We start from the raw sequence: 15,911 nt of genomic DNA, 5'->3' as shown, positions 1-15,911 counted from the left end.
ATGACCAGCAGCATTCTTCTCGACGGACGTAGCCTCACGCGCGCCCAGGTCGCCGCTATCGCTCGCCACGGCGCTTCGATTCGTCTCGACGACGCGCAGCTGGTGAAGGTCAGGCGCGCGGCCGACTTTCTCGCCGAGAAGGTCGGTGGCGGCGAGCCGATCTACGGCGTGACCACGGGCTTCGGCAGCAATGCCGACAAGCTGCTCGGCGCGCATCGCGTGCGCGACGAGTTGCCCGGCGGTAATCCGGAGCCGCGCGAAGGCACGTTGCTGGAAGAACTGCAGCACAACCTGATCATCACCCACGCGGTGTGTGTGGGTAAGCCCTTCGCTGAAGACGTCGTGCGCGCGATGCTCGCCATCCGCGTCAACACGCTGATGAAGGGACACTCCGGCATTCGCGTGGAAACCCTGCGCGCGCTGGCCGAGCTGCTCAACCGCAACGTCATCCCTGTGATCCCGGAGAAGGGATCCGTCGGCGCCAGTGGCGACCTGGCTCCGTTGTCGCATCTGGCCATCGTGCTGCTGGGTGGTGGTGAGGCCTTTTATCAGGGCGAGCGCCTGCCCGGTGCCGAGGCGCTGAAGCGTGCCGGTCTCGAGCCGGTGCGCCTGTCCTTCAAGGAAGGTCTTGCGCTCAACAACGGCACGACGCAGATGCTGGCCACGGGCGTGCTCGCGCTCGACACGATGGACATGCTGATCCGCACGGCGGACCTGGCGGCCGCGATGACGCTCGACGCGTTCGCTGGACGTACGGGCGCTTACGCCGAACAGGTGCATGCGCTGCGCCCCCATCCGGGGCAGGTGGCGGCGGCACGCAACATACGCGGCCTGCTCGAAGGTTCGACGCTGGCGGACATCGCGTACCACATGGTGCCGCGCTTCCGTCCGTGGCTGTCGGACTCGTGGGCGGATCCCGCCGACCAGACGTATCGCTTCGACATCGGCTGGGACTGGGTGCCGGCCACGCAGAGGCACGGCAAGGAAGCGTTCTACTCCCGCTTCCTCCCGTTCAAGGGCGGCAAGAAGCATCAGCCGCAGGACGCGTACTGCCTGCGCTGTGCGCCGCAGGTGCATGGTGCCGTGCGCGACGCGTGGGAGCAGGCGTGTCGCGTGTTCGACGTCGAGCTCAACGCCGTCACCGACAATCCGCTGGTCTTCCCCGATGCCGAGAACGCCGAGGTCATCGAGGATCAGGTGATTTCCGCCGGTCACTTCCACGGCATGCCACTGGCGCTGGCGATGAGCTACGTCAAGGCGTCGATTCCGGTACTCGCCTCGATCTCGGAACGCCGCACCGCCAAGCTGGTGGATCCCGCGAATAACGACGGCCTGCCGGCCTTCCTGATCGGCAATGAAGACGCCACGGATTCCGGTTTCATGATCGTGCAGTACACCGCGGCGGCGCTGGTCAACGACCTCGCCACGCGCGCGCACCCGGCCTCCGTCTATTCGGTGCCGACCAGCGCCAACGCGGAAGACCACGTGTCCATGGGTGCCAACGAGGCCCGTCACGTGCTGGAGATGACCGAGGACCTCGGCCACGTGCTGGCGATGGAGCTGTATACCGCCGCGCAGGCGCTCGAATACCGCCAGGACATGCTCAACGCCGCGCGTACCCTTGCGATGCGCGGTGACTGGCAGGCGCTGGCGTCGAAAATCGCCGGAGCGCCGCGTACCGACTCGCCGCACTACGCGCGCTTCGAAACCGAAGTGCGCGCGCTGATGGACGCCCTCGCTGTCGCCGAGGATTTCCATGGCGGTGTCGCCGTGCGCGAGGCACTGGCGGCTCTTCGCCAGCACATCGCCTTCATGCAGCGCGATCGTGCGATGGATGGCGAAGTCCGCCTGATGTGCGAACTGGTGGCCTCCGGGCGTCTCGTCGCCGCGGCCTGATCACGGCGGGAAAAAGTTGAGGCTGGCGGCGGCCTCGTCGGTCGGGGACCAGTCGTCGAGTTTGTCGGCGCGGATGCCGGCCAGGTAGTGATAGAGCTGGGCGTCGTTGACGAGGCCCAGCTTGCTCATGGCCGAGCGCTTCTGCCGGCTGATCGTCTTGATGCTGCGACCCATGGCCGAGGCGATCTCGGGTAGCTGGTAGCCCTGCGCGTACCCGCGCAGGACCTCGATTTCACGGGGGGACAGCCGGGTAGCGAGTTCTTCTTCCTGCGCCGCCGCGCAGTCCGCCTCGTGGAAGAGGCGGCGGATGGCCGGGCTGAGGTAGGAGCGCCCGACGTTGGCCGCATGCACGGCGACCGGGATGTCGCGCAGATTGGTGCGCTTGTCGAAGATGGCCGCCACGCCCGCGTCGAGCAGGCTGCGCAGCATGGCCGTGTTTGACAGCATGGTGAGTACGACGATGCCGGTGTCCGGACGCATCGCACGGATGCGCCGGATCATGGGCATGCCATCCGGGCGGCTGCCTTCGGGCATGGAGAAGTCCGTCACGACGACGTCGCACGGGTAATCGGCCAGGGCGTGGAAGAGGGCGTCGGTGTTGTGGACGCGCGCGACGATGTCGTAGCGATGCGACTTCAGCACGGTTTCGACCCCCGCGACCACGACCGGGTGGTCGTCCGCGATGATCACGGTACTACGCATGGATAAGGCTCACGGCTTGGAGATGGCCGCCATGTTGGCCGGGTGCTGCGATGCGGTATATGGAAGAAAAGCGCAATTCTCTGTCGGCGCTTGCCACGAACCGGTTGCTCAAGTTAGGATGCGTTATCGTATTAACGCATTAGTACACTATGAAGCGTCGCTCACTCGATCCTGAGACGCCCGCCGATTCGGCGGAAACCAGCCTGTGCGAAGCCCTGGCCGGCCTGGCCACGATCGAGGAGATGCGAGCCTTTCTGCATGACCTCTGCACGCCGGCCGAGATCGAAGTCATGGTCGATCGCTGGCGCGTGGTGCCATTCCTGCTCGAGGGCCGTTCGTACCGCGAAATCCATGAGCGTACGGCCGTCAGCATCACCACCATTGGCCGGGTCGCCCGGTACCTCAACCAGGGCAGCGGGGGCTACATGGCCGCCGCCGCCCGCCGCAATTCCGGGAGTGCCGTATGAAGCCGCGTGATCGACTGCGCATCGCCATGCAGAAATCGGGGCGCCTCACGGAGCCCGCGCAGGAGTTGCTGGCCCGTTGCGGCCTCAAGTTCCGCCAGAGCCGTGACAAGCTGTTCTGCTTCGGCGAGGGCGAGCCGGTGGACCTCCTGCTCGTCCGCGACGACGACATTCCCGGCCTGATCGCCGAAGGCGTGTGCGACCTCGGGATCGTCGGTCGCAATGTCCTGCGCGAATTTCAGCTGTCCAATCCCGAGGCCGGCACGGGCATCGACGAACTGCGCTCACTGGGTTTCGGTCACTGCCGTCTGTCCATCGCCGTGCCGCAGGAAGACGCATACGAAAGCCCGGCGCAGCTCGAAGGACAGCGCATCGCGACGTCATACCCCGGGCTGACCGGCGAATGGCTGCGCGCGCACGGCGTGGATGCGAAAGTCGTCATGCTCAATGGCTCGGTGGAAATCGCGCCGCGCCTCGGCACCGCCGACGCCATCTGCGATCTCGTCTCCAGTGGCGCGACGCTGGTCGCGAACCAGTTGCGCGAGACCGCCGTGGTGATCGAGAGCGAAGCCGTCCTCGCCGGCCACGCGGAATTGCCGCTGGACGAGCGCGGTGAAATCGCCGAACTGCTGCTGCGTCGTCTGGATGGCGTCATCCAGGTGCGCGACTCGCGCCTGATCCTGATGCAGGCGCCGCGCGCCGCGCTGGCGGAGATCACCCGCCTCCTGCCAGGGACGCCGGTGCCCACGCTCACGCAGGTCGACGGCTCGCCCGATCAGGTCGTGCTGCAGGCGCTGTGTGCCGGCTCGGTGAGCTGGCGCCAGCTGGAAGACATGAAACGCGCCGGTGCCCGCGACATGCTGGTGCTGCCGGTGGAGAAGATGCTGGCATGAAACGGATCGACTGGAAGACCCTCGACGAAAATGGCCGCGACGCCGCACTCGCCCGCCCGGCGCAGTCCCGCGCCGCGGAACTGCGTGATGGCGTGGAGGCGATCATCGCCGACGTGCGCGCGCGCGGAGACGATGCGCTGCGCGAACTCACCGCACGCTACGACGGCACGACGCTCGACGACCTCGCGGTCACCGAGGCGGAGTTCGCCGCGGCGGAAGCGCGTCTGTCGCCTGAACTGAAAGCGGCGGTGCGCGAAGCCGCTGAACGTGTCGATACCTTCCACCGTGCCGCCGCACCGACCGAAGTCGGTGTGGATACGGCGCCGGGCGTACGCGTCGAACGCGTGCTTCGTCCCATTCGCCGCGTTGGCTTGTACGTTCCGGCTGGTGGCGCGCCGCTGCCGTCGACGGCGATCATGCTGGGCGTCCCCGCCGCCATCGCCGGTTGCCGCGATGTGGTGCTGTGCACGCCGGTGCAGGCGAACGGCCGCTGCGACGATGCCGTGTTGTTCGCGGCGAAAACGACGGGCGTGCACCGCGTCTACAAGCTCGGCGGCGCGCAGGCGATCGCCGCGATGGCCTATGGCACGGCGTCCGTTCCGCGTTGCGACAAGTTGTTCGGTCCCGGCAATGCCTGGGTGACCGAAGCCAAACTGCAGGCGGCCGGCGATCCCTCCGGTGCCGCCATCGATATGCCCGCTGGCCCGTCGGAAGTACTGGTGATCGCCGACGCCGACGCCGACCCGCGCTTCGTTGCCGCCGACCTGCTGTCGCAGGCAGAGCATGGGCCGGACTCTCAGGTCTTGCTGGTCAGTCCGTCGGCCGGTCTTCTCGACCGCGTCGAGGCGGAGGTGGAGCGTCAACGCCGGGAACTCCCGCGCGCCGACGTCGCCGCCATGGCGCTGTACGAGAGCCGCCTGATCCTCGTGAGCGATCTCGCGGAAGCCGTCGAGGTAAGCAACCGCTACGCCCCTGAGCACCTGATCATCCAGACGGCCGAACCGCGCGCGCTGCTCGACGACGTCGAATCCGCCGGCTCGGTCTTTCTCGGCGAATGGACGCCCGAATCCGTCGGTGACTACTGCAGTGGCAGCAACCATGTCCTCCCGACCTACGGCTACGCGCGCAGCTACAGCGGTGTCTCCGTGGGCAGCTTCCAGAAACAGGTCACCGTGCAGGAAGTCACCGCCGAAGGCCTGCGCAACATCGGTCCGTGTGCGGCGATCCTCGCCGAAGCGGAACAACTCGAAGCCCATCGTCGCGCGGTGACCCTGCGCCTTGCCGTTATGGATGCCGTCGCATGAGCGTGCTCGATCTCGCCCGTCCCGATATCCGTGCCATCACGCCGTACTCCAGCGCCCGCATGGAAGCGCAGGGAGGTACGGTGCTGCTCAACGCCAACGAGTCGGCCCGTTCGCCGAACGTGCCAGGCGGCGAAGGCCTGAATCGTTACCCCGACCCGCAGCCGCGCGGTCTCGTCGAAACGCTCGCCGATCTCTACGGCAGCACCAGCGAGCGCCTGCTGGTCACGCGGGGCAGCGACGAAGCGATCGACCTGCTGGTCCGCGCGTTCTGCCGGGCGGGTCAGGACTCGATCGCGATCTCGCCGCCGACGTTCGGCATGTATGCCGTCTGCGCACGTGTGCAGGCGGCCGGCGTGATCGAATCGCCGCTGGATGCGTCCGGGAAGCTCGATCCCGACGCCTTGCTCGCCGCCGTCACCGACACGACGAAGCTCGTCTTCGTCTGCTCGCCGAACAACCCCACCGGCAACCTGGTCGAACTCGCCACCATCGAACGCCTGGCCCGCGAGCTGCAGGGCAGGGCGTTACTGGTGGTCGATGAGGCCTATCTCGAGTTCAGCGGCACGCGCAGCGCCGCCTCGCTGATCGACGACTTCGACAACATCGCCGTGCTGCGAACCCTGTCCAAGGCCTGGTCGCTGGCAGGTGCTCGCGTCGGCACCCTGATCGCACGGGCCGAGGTCGTGGCCCTGCTTCGCCGGATCATTCCGCCGTATCCGCTGCCGTCCCCGTGCGTGGATGCGGCGCTGGCGGCGCTGTCGTACGAAGGACGCCGCGTGCAGCGCCATCACGTACACGAACTGCTCAACGAGCGCGCCCGGATGGCCAGGGCGCTCGCCGCGCAGCCGGGTGTGCGCGAAGTCCTCCCGTCGCACGCGAACTTCCTCGCCGTACGCTTCGACGATGCGGCGGGTACCTATCGCCGACTGCTCGCCGCCGGTGTCGTGGTGCGCGACATCACGAGATATCCGGGCCTCGGCGACGCGTTGCGCATCACCATCGGCACGGGCAACGAGAACGACCGCGTGCTTGCCGTGCTGGGAGCCGGGGCATGAGCCGCAAGATCCTCTTCGTCGACCGCGATGGCTGCCTCATCGAAGAGCCCGCGGACCAGCAGATCGACAGCTACGAAAAGCTGGCGCTGTTGCCGGGGGTGATCGCGGCGCTTCAGCGCTGCGTCGCGGCCGGCTACGAACTGGTGATGGTCACCAACCAGGACGGGCTCGGGACGGATGCCTTCCCACAGGCCTCGTTCGATGGTCCGCATGCGTTGCTGCTACGTATTCTCGCTTCGCAGGGCATCACCTTTCGCGAGCAGCTGATCGACCGCAGCTTCGCGCACGAAAATCTCGACACGCGCAAGCCGGGTGTCGGTCTCGCACGGCACTGGCTGGCGGACGACGGCTGGAGCCGTGCGCAGTCGGCCATGGTCGGCGACCGCGAGACCGATCTGGCGTTCGCCGCGAACATGGGCGTACGCGGTCTCCGGGTCGGTCCCGGGGGCATGAGCTGGGCCGAGCTGGCGCACGCGTTGCTCGATGCGCCGCGTACCGCCGAGGTCGTGCGCAAGACGAAAGAGACGTCGATTCGCGTGTCGGTCGATCTCGACCGCGTGGCGGATCCGGAGATTCACACGGGTCTGGGCTTCTTCGATCACATGCTCGAACAGATCGGCAAGCACGGCGGCTTCGCCCTGAAGCTGCGCTGCGATGGCGACACCCATATCGACGAACATCACACTATCGAGGACTCCGCGCTGGCGCTGGGGCAGGCCCTGAAGCAGGCGCTGGGCGACAAGCGTGGCATCGGCCGCTACGGCTTTGCGTTGCCGATGGACGAGAGCGCGGCGCGCGCCGAGCTGGATCTGTCGGGGCGTCCGTATTTCGTGTTCGAAGGCGAGTTCCCGCGCGAGCGCGTCGGCGATGTGCCCACCGAGCTCGTGCCGCATTTCTTCCGTTCACTGTGCGAGACGCTGGGCGCCAACCTGCACCTCACCGTGCACGGCGATAACGCGCACCATATGGTCGAAGGCTGCTTCAAGGTGGTCGCGCGTACGCTGCGCCAGGCGATCCGTCGCGAGGGTGCGGACCTGCCGAGTACGAAGGGGAGTCTCTGATGCGCGTGGTCCTCGTCGACGCGGGAGGCACCAATATCGGATCGGTGCGGTACGCGCTCCAGCGTCTCGGCACCGATGCCGAACTGACCTCCGACGCGAGTCGCATCCGTAACGCCACGCACGTGATCCTGCCGGGCGTGGGTGCGGCGGCTCCCGGCATGCGCATGCTGCGCGAGGCGGGCCTGGTCGATGTCATGCGCGGGCTGACTCAGCCGGTGCTTGGCGTGTGCCTCGGCATGCAGCTGCTGTGTGCCCGTTCGGAGGAAAGCGACACGGAGTGCCTGGGCATGATTCCCGCGACGGTGCGTCGCTTCGCGGAGCAGCCGGGTTTACGTGTGCCGCACATGGGCTGGAACACTCTGACGGCGGCCGGCGATCATCGTCTGACGGCCGGTCTGAGGCAAGGCGACACCGCGTATTTCGTCCACAGCTACGCCGTGCCCACGGGCGATTACACGCTGGCGTCGAGCGAGCACGGGACCCCGTTCTCCGCCGTCGTCGCGTCCGCTAATTTCATGGGTATGCAGTTCCATCCCGAGCGTTCGGCCGGTGTCGGCGCCCAGCTCCTGCGGAATTTTCTCTCGCTATGACACTTCCCATTCCTGCCATCGATCTGCGCGAAGGCAAAGTCGTCCGCCTGTTCAAGGGCGACTATGCCCAGCAGACCACCTTCGCCTTCGAGCCTGAAGCGCTTGCCGCGCATTACGCCGACGAGGGCGCTTCGTGGCTGCACGTGGTCGATCTCGATGGCGCCCGGACGGGCCGCTTCGAGAACCTTTCCACCCTCGCGGGTATCGCCTCCAGCGGACGTTTGCGCGTACAGGCCGGTGGTGGCGTGCGTGACGAAGACGGTGTTCGTCGTCTGATCGACGCCGGGGTGCAGCGCGTCGTGGTCGGCAGCATCGCCATGCGCGATCCTGAAACCGTTGCCGCATGGATCGGTCGCTACGGCGCGGAACGCATCGTGCTGGCGCTGGATACGCGTTTCCGCGATGGCCTGTGGAAGCTGCCGAGTGCGGGCTGGACCGCCGACGAGGAGCGCACGCTCGACGACCTGGTGCCCTGGTATCGCGCCGCCGGTGCGCGCCACCTGCTGTGCACGGATATCGACCGCGACGGCACGATGACCGGGCCCAATCTCGCGCTGTATCGCCACCTGGCGACGCTGGCGCCGGGCATGGATGTGCAGGCCTCCGGCGGAGTCCGTTCGCTGGAAGATATCGCGACGCTTGCGCTGCAGGACGTCTCCGGCGTGATTCTCGGGCGCGCCCTGCTGGAAGGGGCGTTCGCCCTGTCCGATGCCTTCGTGACCGCCGAGAAGGCGAACGCATCATGCTGAGCCGTCGTATCGTTCCTTGTCTCGATGTGCGCGACGGGCAGGTGGTCAAGGGTGTGCGATTCCGCGATCACGTGGTGGTCGGCGAGATCGTCGAGCTCGCACTGCGTTACCGCGATGAGGGCGCCGACGAGCTCGTGTTTTACGACATCACCGCGAGCCCGGAAGGCCGCCGTGTGGATCGCGACTGGGTCGAACGCGTGGCGCGCGAAATCGATATTCCCTTCTGCGTGGCCGGAGGCATCCGCAGCGTCGATGACGCGCGTGACGTGCTGCATGCGGGTGCCGACAAGATTTCCATCAACTCGCCGGCACTGGAGCGTCCTGAACTGGTCGCCGAAATCGCCGACGCCTTTGGCGTGCAATGCGTGGTCGTCGGCGTGGACAGCCTGCGCGATGACGACGGGGAGTGGCGTGTGCGCCAGTACACGGGCGATCCGTCGCGTACGAAAGCGCTGCGCAAACGCACTCTCGACTGGATCGAGGAAGTGCAGGCGCTGGGTGCGGGCGAAATCGTGCTGAACTGCATGGGCACCGACGGGGTGCGCCGCGGTTATGACATCGAACAACTGGCCGCCGCGCGCGCACTGAGTCGCGTGCCCTTGGTCGCGTCGGGTGGCGCGGGCGCGGCGGATCATTTCACCGAGGTGTTCCGCGTCGCGGACGTCGACGCGGCACTCGCCGCCAGCGTCTTCCACAGTGGCGACATCGGCATTCCCGCGCTCAAGCGCGAACTACGTGCGCAGGGTATCGAGGTAAGACTATGAGCGAGACGACGACACCGGACTTCGCCAAGGGCGACGGCTTGCTGCCGGCCATCGTGCAGCATGCGCGGACCGGCGAGGTGCTGATGCTGGGTTACATGGATGAGGCCGCCCTGGCGAAGACGCGCGAGGCACGTCTCGTGACGTTCTTCAGCCGCAGCAAGCAGCGTCTGTGGACGAAAGGCGAGACGTCAGGCGATACGCTGACGGTGGTCGACGTGCGTCTGGACTGCGACGCGGACACGTTTCTCGTGCGTGCGGTGCCGGCCGGGCCCACCTGCCACAACGGCACGACAAGCTGTTTCGGCGATGACGTGGCGCCGTCGCTCGGTTTTCTGGGAGAGCTCGACGCGCTGGTTGCATCGCGGCATGCCGAGCGGCCCCAGGGCAGCTACACGACGAAGCTGTTCGAGGGCGGCATCCGGCGTATCGCGCAGAAGGTCGGCGAGGAGGGTGTGGAAACCGCGCTCGCCGCCGTCGCCGAAGACGACGACGCATTGATCGGCGAAGCGGCCGATCTGGTGTTTCATCTGATGGTGGTACTGCGTGCCCGCGGTATCGGCTTCGACGCGGTGGCGAAGAAGCTGGTCGAGAGACACCGCTGACCCGATGCGGGAGGGTAAAGCTGTCCGGCAGACGGCTTCTGTAGGAGCCAGCCCTGCTGGCGAATCAATCTCTCTGGAGACCTGAATCGCCAGCAGGGCTGGCTCCTACACGAGCATTTGGCGTTTAGCGCTTAGCGGTTGCCGCCGCGGTTACCACCGCCACCGCCGCCGCTGCGATTACCGCCGCCACCCGGACGCGGACCGCGATTGCCGCCGCCACCGGGGCGCTGGCCGCCGCCGGTGCGATTGCCGCCGCCGCCGGCACGGTTGCCCGCGTTGCCGCCGCCACCGGGACGACCGCCGCGGTTGCCGCCGCCTTCGAAGCGGGCGCCGCCGCCCGGAGCGGCGCGATTACCGCCACCCTCGAAGCGCGAACCGCCGGACGAAGCGCGGTTGCCGTCGGCACGACCGCCGACAGAGGCACGATTGCCGTCGGCACGACCGCCGCCAGAGGCACGATTGCCGTCGGTGCGCGGACCGCCCGTGCGGCTGCCACCCGGACCGGCCGAGCGGTTGCCGTAGCCACCGCCGCCACCGGCGTTGCCGGTATTGCCGCCAGCGCGGCCACCCGGACGCGGACCACGGTTGCCCGTGCTGTTGCCTGCGGCGTTGCCCTGGCCGCCACCGGTGCGCGAGTCACCCGCGAACCACGTGCGCACGCCTGGCAGTTCCTGGCCCGGGGCGACGCGACGCTTACGCTGGCCACCCGCGGCGTTGCCGCGCTCCGGACGATCGACGTTGCCGTTGACCTCGCGACGCGGAGCGCCGCCACGGCCACCGGCACCGCCGGCACGACCGCCACGGCCGCCGCGCGGATTGTCATCGCGCAGACGATCGAAAGCGGTCAGCTCACGGGCTTCGTCATGACGTGCCGAGCTCCACGCGCTGGCACCGCCGGCGTTGGGCTTGTACTCGGTGACGTGGCGCGGCGCGCGGCGCTGGTGCACCACGGCGCTCAGCGTCAGCACCGGGGCGGGTGCGCCCAGGCCCGAACGCTCGCGCAGTTCCTTGATGGCGGTTTCGTCGAGCGACTCGCAGTCGCCGCGGCGCAGGGCGCGCGGCAGTTCGACGGTGCCGTAGCGAATGCGCTTCAAGCGGCTGACGAGGAAGCCGGCCGAGTCCCACAGGCGACGGACTTCGCGGTTGCGGCCCTCGCGGATGGTGACGCGGAACCAGCTGTGGCTGCCGCCGCGGCTGATCGTGGCGATTTCGTCGAAGCGGGCGGGGCCGTCTTCCAGCTCCACGCCGGCCTTCAGACGCTCGATGGTCTCGTCCGGCACTTCGCCGTGGACGCGGCAGAGGTATTCGCGTTCGAGGCCGCTCTTCGGATGCATCAGCGCGTTGGCGAGTTCGCCGTCGGTCGTGAGCAGCAGCAGGCCGGTGGTGTTGATGTCGAGGCGACCCACGGCGACCCAGCGCGCGCCCTTCAGGCGCGGCAGCTGTTCGAACACGGTGGGGCGGCCTTCGGTGTCTTCGCGGGTGGTCACCACGCCTTCCGGCTTGTGGTAGACGAGCACTTCGGCGTCGCTGCGGTTGTCGGTGGCGACGACGAACTGCTTGCCGTCCAGGACCACGCGGTCACCGGCATGCACGCTGGCGCCGATGGTGGCGACGGTGCCGTTGACTTCGACTTCGCCGGCCTGGATGCGTTGTTCGAGCATCCGGCGGGAGCCAAGGCCGGCGTTGGCCAGGACCTTGTGCAGGCGCTCTTCGAGCTGCGGACCGTCTTCGGTGGTGCGGCTCTCGCCGCGCTTCAGGCTGAGTAGGGAACGTTGCGGCGCATTCATGCGCGTGACTCCTCGGTATCTTTGCCGGCGTCGTCGTCTTCGACGTCGCCTTCGGGGTTCTCTGCCTCTTCGGCAGTGGGGGAAGCCGCGGCGACGTCATCGTCGCCGGCTGGCAGCTGGGTCGCGACTTCGACGTCGTCGCCCTCGGGGGGCGCGGTCTCCGCGGCGGTGTCTTCGATCGTCGTGGCTTCGGCCACGACATCATCGTTGTCTTCGGTATTCGTCAGGCTTTCGTCGTCTTCCACGTCGACGGGCAGATCGGTCGGCATCGCCGCCTTGGCGGGAACGCCGTCCGCATCGCCCAGGCGAAGCTGGGGGTTGAGCTCCTCCAGATCGCGGATCTCGGAGAGCGGGGGCAGGGCATCCAGCGACTTCAGGTTGAAGTAGTCGAGGAACAGCCGGGTGGTGCCGAACAAGGCCGGCTTGCCGGGAACGTCGCGGTGTCCGACGACGCGGATCCATTCGCGCTCTTCGAGCGTCTTGATGATGTTCGAGGAAACCACCACGCCGCGGATCTGTTCGATCTCCGGGCGGGTAATGGGCTGGCGGTAAGCGATCAGTGCCAGCGTCTCGAGCAGTGCGCGGGAGTAGCGGCTCGGCTTTTCGGCCCACATCCGCGAAACCCAGGGATGAACGTCGCGGCGGACCTGGTAGCGCCAGCCGGTGGCGACCTCCATCAGTTCCACGCCGCGACCGTCGGTGTCATGCGTCAGGGACTTAAGCGCCACGACCAGGTCGTCGTCGGTCACTTCATCCTCGTCGACGAAGATCGCCTTCAACTGCGCGACCGTCATCGGCTGGGTCGACGCGAGAAGCGCCGCTTCCACGATGGGTTTGAGTTGTTCGGGTTGCATAGGCCTTTCGGATGCGTGCTTGGGTCAGGCGAGCGCTTCGTCGCGCGCGGCCTCCGTCTGTACCTTCGTTTTCAGGTAGATCGGCCCGAGGGCCTCTTCCTGAACGATCTCGACGAGCATTTCCTTTGCGAGCTCGAGCATGGCCAGAAAGGTGACCACGACTCCGAGTCGGCCTTCGCTGACGTCGAACAGCGTTTCGAACCGGCGGAAACCGCCGCCTTCACTCAGCGTGCCGAGCAGGTCACCCATGCGCTGACGAACGCTGAGCGGTTCGCGCTGGATCGCATGGTGGGTGAACAGGTCGGCACGGCCGAGCACATCCTTGAGCGCGAGCAACATCTCCCTGAGGTCCAGCGGCGGCGGCACACGTACCACGTTGTGCTCGCCGACGAAGGCGTGGACCACCGCCGTATCGCGTTCCAGCCGGGGCAGTTCGTCGATATCCGCCGCGGCCTTCTTGAAGCGTTCGTATTCCTGCAACCGACGGACCAGTTCGGCGCGGGGATCCTCTTCCAGTCCTTCCTCGGCGGGCGGCCGTGGCAGCAGCAGTCTGGATTTGATCTCCGCCAGGATCGCGGCCATCAGCAGGTATTCCGCCGCCAGCTCGAGCCGCATCACCTCGCGCATCATCTCGATGTAGTCCATGTACTGCCGGGTAATCTCGGCGACAGGGATGTCGAGGATGTCCAGATTCTGCCGGCGGATCAGGTAGAGCAAGAGATCCAGCGGGCCTTCGAACGATTCGAGAATGACCTCGAGCGCGTCCGGCGGAATGTACAGGTCCTGAGGCATCTGCAGCACCGGCTGCCCGCGCACGAGCGCAAGGGGCATTTCCTGTTGCTGCGGAATGCCCGCGAAGGCACCCTGAATGTTTTCGACCACCTGGACGTCGGTTGTCTCGTTAGTCATCGGCACACGTCAGAAGGGCCGCAAGTGCGACCGGGAACGCAACAATCGATGCCGTCCGGCGGCTTTACGCCACCTCGCCCGGCCATGCCTCGCATCGTCGCCGACGAGCGGAAGGCTTTGCCGCTGGACACCCCAGGAGGGTCACCGCCTGTGAAGAATCGTCGGAAGCTGTCAGCCGCCGGTCCCGTCTGTCGGACCGGTGAGGGCGTGACGCCCGAATAAGTTCACCCGAATGGACACAGGGTATCGCCTGTTTCCGCGCAAGTCCAGCGGGCGTAGACGCCCGTCCTTCATCGTTTTGGCACAATACGCCTTATGCCTGCTCCCGATCGCGCCATCATCCACGTCGACATGGACGCCTTTTACGCGTCCGTGGAGGAACTGGACGACCCGACGCTCATCGGCAAGCCGGTGGTCGTGGCCGGTCTGGGGCGCCGCGGCGTCGTTTCGACCTGCAATTACGAGGCGCGCAAGTACGGCGTGCGGTCGGCCATGGCCACCGCCGAGGCCCGTCGGCGCTGCCCGGACGCGGTCTACATCTTCCCCAGGCATGACCGTTACGCGGAGATCTCCGCGATCGTCTTCGGTGTCTTTGCCGAAGTTACGCCGATGATCGAGGGCCTGTCCCTCGACGAAGCCTTCCTCGATGTCACCGCCAGCCTGAGACTTTTCGCATCGATCGAGGCGATCGGTCGCAGAGTGAAGGAAACCATCAAGGCGCGGACCGGGCTGAATGCCTCGGTCGGGATGGCGCACAACAAGCTGCTCGCCAAGCTGGCCAGCGAGCTGTCCAAGCCCGATGGGTTTCTCGTCATCCCGCCCGATCAGGTGCGCGGTTACCTGGACCCCCTGCCGATAGGGCGCATGTGGACGGTAGGCAAGGTGGCGGAAGAGTCGCTGCACAAGGTCGGCATCCGCACCATCGGCGACCTGATCCGCTCCGACGCCTGGCGTCTGAACAAGGCCGTGGGCGAGCGACATGCCGCTCAGCTGCGGCTGCTGTGTCAGGGGGAGGACCGTCGCCCGGTGGTTACGGACGCACCCGAGGTGTCGATCGGCTCGGAGTGGACCTTCGAGTACGACGTCGAGGAGTTCGGTGTGGCGGAAGCCTGGTTGCTGCGCCAGTGCGAGCGGGTCGGTGCCCGCGCCAGGGGCAGGGCGGTCGAGGCGCGGACCGTCTCGGTAAAACTACGTGAGCCACCGTTCGTGACGCACAGCCGACAGGCCCAGCTGCCCGTGCCCGGGAACGGAACCCCCGAAATCTTTGAAGTGGCACGCCGCTTGCTTCACATTTGGTGGGACCAGCACCCCCGGCCGCGTTTGCGGCTGCTCGGGGTGACGCTATCCGGGTTCGATGCACGGCGCGGCGACGAGCAACAGGATATGTTCGCGGCTCCGGCTTCTAAAAAGCCTTCGGATGGCGTACAGGATTTGATAAACGGCCGCTTTGGCGCCGGGGCGCTGGTCCGCGCTGGTGTGTTGAAAACGCGTGGTAGCGAGTGAACGCTGACAGGATGGGCGGAACCTGCGACTGCGCTAATGTGTCCGTTTGTGACACGCAAGGTAAGTCGGTCGAGGTGCGCTCATGCACGTTGCCACGAGTACAGACGTTAAACCGGTATGGACAAATACGTTGATGTCGTCTGACAAGGAAGGAACGCGCTATCGCCACGCGCGCATGAAAGTCCACAGCGCCGTCCTCATGAGTCGCGGCGGTGAAGCGCACCCGACCGATCTGGTCGACATCTCGGCCACCGGCGCGCTGCTTCGTCGTCCGCTGGGCTGGCGGGGCGAGGCCGGCCAGACCTGGGTGCTGGACATGATCTTCGGCCACGACCTCCACATTCATATGGAGGCGTGCGTCGCGCGGGTGTCCGCCCGCCAGATCGGCCTGGAATACACGCTGATCCCGGAAGACAAGCAGGCCCCCCTGTGGGAGCTGCTGGGCGGCTACGCCGACACCCTCGAGGCCTGGCAAGACGAGTAGCTGGCAGGACGAGTAGGAGCGCGCCTGTAGTGGCCGGGTATTTGAGGACCACGCATAGGAGCGTTAAGCCGCCATCCTCTCAAACTCGGCCGGCGGGCGGTAGTCGAGCGCGGAGTGCAGGCGCTCGTGGTTGTAATAGCGAACCAGGTAGTCGATCGCGTCTTGTGATGCCAAAGCTCGGGTCGGGAAGGTTTCCTCGCCGAACCACTCCTGTTTAAGGCTTCGGAAGACGCGTTCGACGACGGCGTTGTCCCAGCAGTTCCCCTTTCGGCTCATGCTTTGAACGATGCCGTG

General features: G+C 66.8%; 17 protein-coding genes. 12 read left to right on the top strand and 5 right to left on the bottom strand.

Annotated elements, in window-relative coordinates:
• On the top strand, positions 1–1,896 hold the full coding sequence (locus B5X73_RS19750) for an HAL/PAL/TAL family ammonia-lyase (RefSeq protein ID WP_079523006.1): 1,896 nt from the start codon (positions 1–3) through the stop codon (positions 1,894–1,896).
• Here the strand turns inward: B5X73_RS19750 and B5X73_RS19745 are convergent, their stop codons facing one another.
• On the bottom strand, positions 1,897–2,598 hold the full coding sequence (locus tag B5X73_RS19745) for a response regulator (RefSeq protein WP_051943797.1): 702 nt from the start codon (positions 2,596–2,598) through the stop codon (positions 1,897–1,899). It abuts the gene before it with no gap.
• Between the two features lie 149 nt (positions 2,599–2,747).
• Between B5X73_RS19745 and B5X73_RS19740 the strand changes: the two genes are divergently transcribed.
• The 9 genes from B5X73_RS19740 to hisIE are packed head-to-tail and all read left to right on the top strand — an operon-like array spanning position 2,748 to position 10,080.
• The gene (locus tag B5X73_RS19740) at positions 2,748–3,065 is read left to right on the top strand and encodes a YerC/YecD family TrpR-related protein (protein WP_079523005.1); all 318 of its coding nucleotides are present in this window, start codon (positions 2,748–2,750) and stop codon (positions 3,063–3,065) included.
• The gene (hisG, locus tag B5X73_RS19735) at positions 3,062–3,955 is read left to right on the top strand and encodes an ATP phosphoribosyltransferase (RefSeq protein ID WP_036114639.1); all 894 of its coding nucleotides are present in this window, start codon (positions 3,062–3,064) and stop codon (positions 3,953–3,955) included. Before B5X73_RS19740 ends, hisG begins: the two co-directional genes overlap by 4 nt.
• Positions 3,952–5,259 carry a histidinol dehydrogenase gene (gene hisD / locus B5X73_RS19730; protein ID WP_079523004.1) on the top strand — a complete coding sequence of 436 codons (1,308 nt, stop codon included), beginning with the start codon at positions 3,952–3,954 and terminating at the stop codon, positions 5,257–5,259. The genes hisG and hisD overlap by 4 nt, the downstream gene beginning before the upstream one ends.
• A complete protein-coding gene (gene hisC, locus B5X73_RS19725; RefSeq protein ID WP_036114634.1) occupies positions 5,256–6,314 on the top strand; it encodes a histidinol-phosphate transaminase in 1,059 nt (352 codons plus the stop codon). Before hisD ends, hisC begins: the two co-directional genes overlap by 4 nt.
• Positions 6,311–7,375: a bifunctional histidinol-phosphatase/imidazoleglycerol-phosphate dehydratase HisB gene (gene hisB, locus B5X73_RS19720; RefSeq protein ID WP_079523003.1), complete on the top strand. Its 1,065-nt coding sequence runs from the start codon at positions 6,311–6,313 to the stop codon at positions 7,373–7,375. Before hisC ends, hisB begins: the two co-directional genes overlap by 4 nt.
• Entirely contained in the window at positions 7,375–7,965 is a 591-nt protein-coding gene (gene hisH, locus B5X73_RS19715; RefSeq protein WP_079523002.1) for an imidazole glycerol phosphate synthase subunit HisH, read from the top strand. The genes hisB and hisH overlap by 1 nt, the downstream gene beginning before the upstream one ends.
• Positions 7,962–8,714 carry a 1-(5-phosphoribosyl)-5-[(5-phosphoribosylamino)methylideneamino]imidazole-4-carboxamide isomerase gene (gene hisA, locus B5X73_RS19710; protein ID WP_079523001.1) on the top strand — a complete coding sequence of 251 codons (753 nt, stop codon included), beginning with the start codon at positions 7,962–7,964 and terminating at the stop codon, positions 8,712–8,714. Before hisH ends, hisA begins: the two co-directional genes overlap by 4 nt.
• Positions 8,708–9,478 carry an imidazole glycerol phosphate synthase subunit HisF gene (gene hisF / locus B5X73_RS19705; RefSeq protein ID WP_079523000.1) on the top strand — a complete coding sequence of 257 codons (771 nt, stop codon included), beginning with the start codon at positions 8,708–8,710 and terminating at the stop codon, positions 9,476–9,478. Before hisA ends, hisF begins: the two co-directional genes overlap by 7 nt.
• Positions 9,475–10,080 carry a bifunctional phosphoribosyl-AMP cyclohydrolase/phosphoribosyl-ATP diphosphatase HisIE gene (gene hisIE, locus B5X73_RS19700; protein ID WP_079522999.1) on the top strand — a complete coding sequence of 202 codons (606 nt, stop codon included), beginning with the start codon at positions 9,475–9,477 and terminating at the stop codon, positions 10,078–10,080. The genes hisF and hisIE overlap by 4 nt, the downstream gene beginning before the upstream one ends.
• A 131-nt stretch (positions 10,081–10,211) precedes the next feature.
• Here the strand turns inward: hisIE and B5X73_RS19695 are convergent, their stop codons facing one another.
• From B5X73_RS19695 to B5X73_RS19685, 3 genes are read right to left on the bottom strand one after another with little or no spacing between them, the layout of a single operon-like run.
• Positions 10,212–11,867, bottom strand: a complete 1,656-nt coding sequence (locus B5X73_RS19695; RefSeq protein WP_079522998.1) for a pseudouridine synthase — start codon at positions 11,865–11,867, stop codon at positions 10,212–10,214.
• Positions 11,864–12,721, bottom strand: coding sequence for an SMC-Scp complex subunit ScpB (scpB, locus tag B5X73_RS19690; protein ID WP_036114613.1), 858 nt, complete (start codon positions 12,719–12,721; stop codon positions 11,864–11,866). Before scpB ends, B5X73_RS19695 begins: the two co-directional genes overlap by 4 nt.
• A gap of 24 nt (positions 12,722–12,745) precedes the next feature.
• Positions 12,746–13,552, bottom strand: coding sequence for a segregation and condensation protein A (locus B5X73_RS19685; protein ID WP_176167901.1), 807 nt, complete (start codon positions 13,550–13,552; stop codon positions 12,746–12,748).
• A gap of 393 nt (positions 13,553–13,945) precedes the next feature.
• Here B5X73_RS19685 and dinB point away from each other — a divergent pair, with 393 nt between their 5' ends.
• A complete protein-coding gene (gene dinB, locus B5X73_RS19680) occupies positions 13,946–15,133 on the top strand; it encodes a DNA polymerase IV (protein WP_079522997.1) in 1,188 nt (395 codons plus the stop codon).
• Between the two features lie 133 nt (positions 15,134–15,266).
• The gene (locus B5X73_RS19675; protein ID WP_043693093.1) at positions 15,267–15,617 is read left to right on the top strand and encodes a PilZ domain-containing protein; all 351 of its coding nucleotides are present in this window, start codon (positions 15,267–15,269) and stop codon (positions 15,615–15,617) included.
• 63 nt (positions 15,618–15,680) lie between these two features.
• Here B5X73_RS19675 and B5X73_RS19670 read toward each other — a convergent pair.
• Positions 15,681–15,911 (bottom strand): integrase core domain-containing protein (locus B5X73_RS19670; RefSeq protein ID WP_139382740.1); only part of this gene is annotated, 231 nt, incomplete at its 5' end.

The sequence above is a fragment of the Luteibacter sp. 22Crub2.1 genome (assembly GCF_900167995.1).
Taxonomy (GTDB): domain Bacteria; phylum Pseudomonadota; class Gammaproteobacteria; order Xanthomonadales; family Rhodanobacteraceae; genus Luteibacter; species Luteibacter mycovicinus.
The sequence above is the reverse complement of the archived record's forward strand: the minus strand, read 5'-3'. Positions and strand labels throughout refer to the sequence as shown.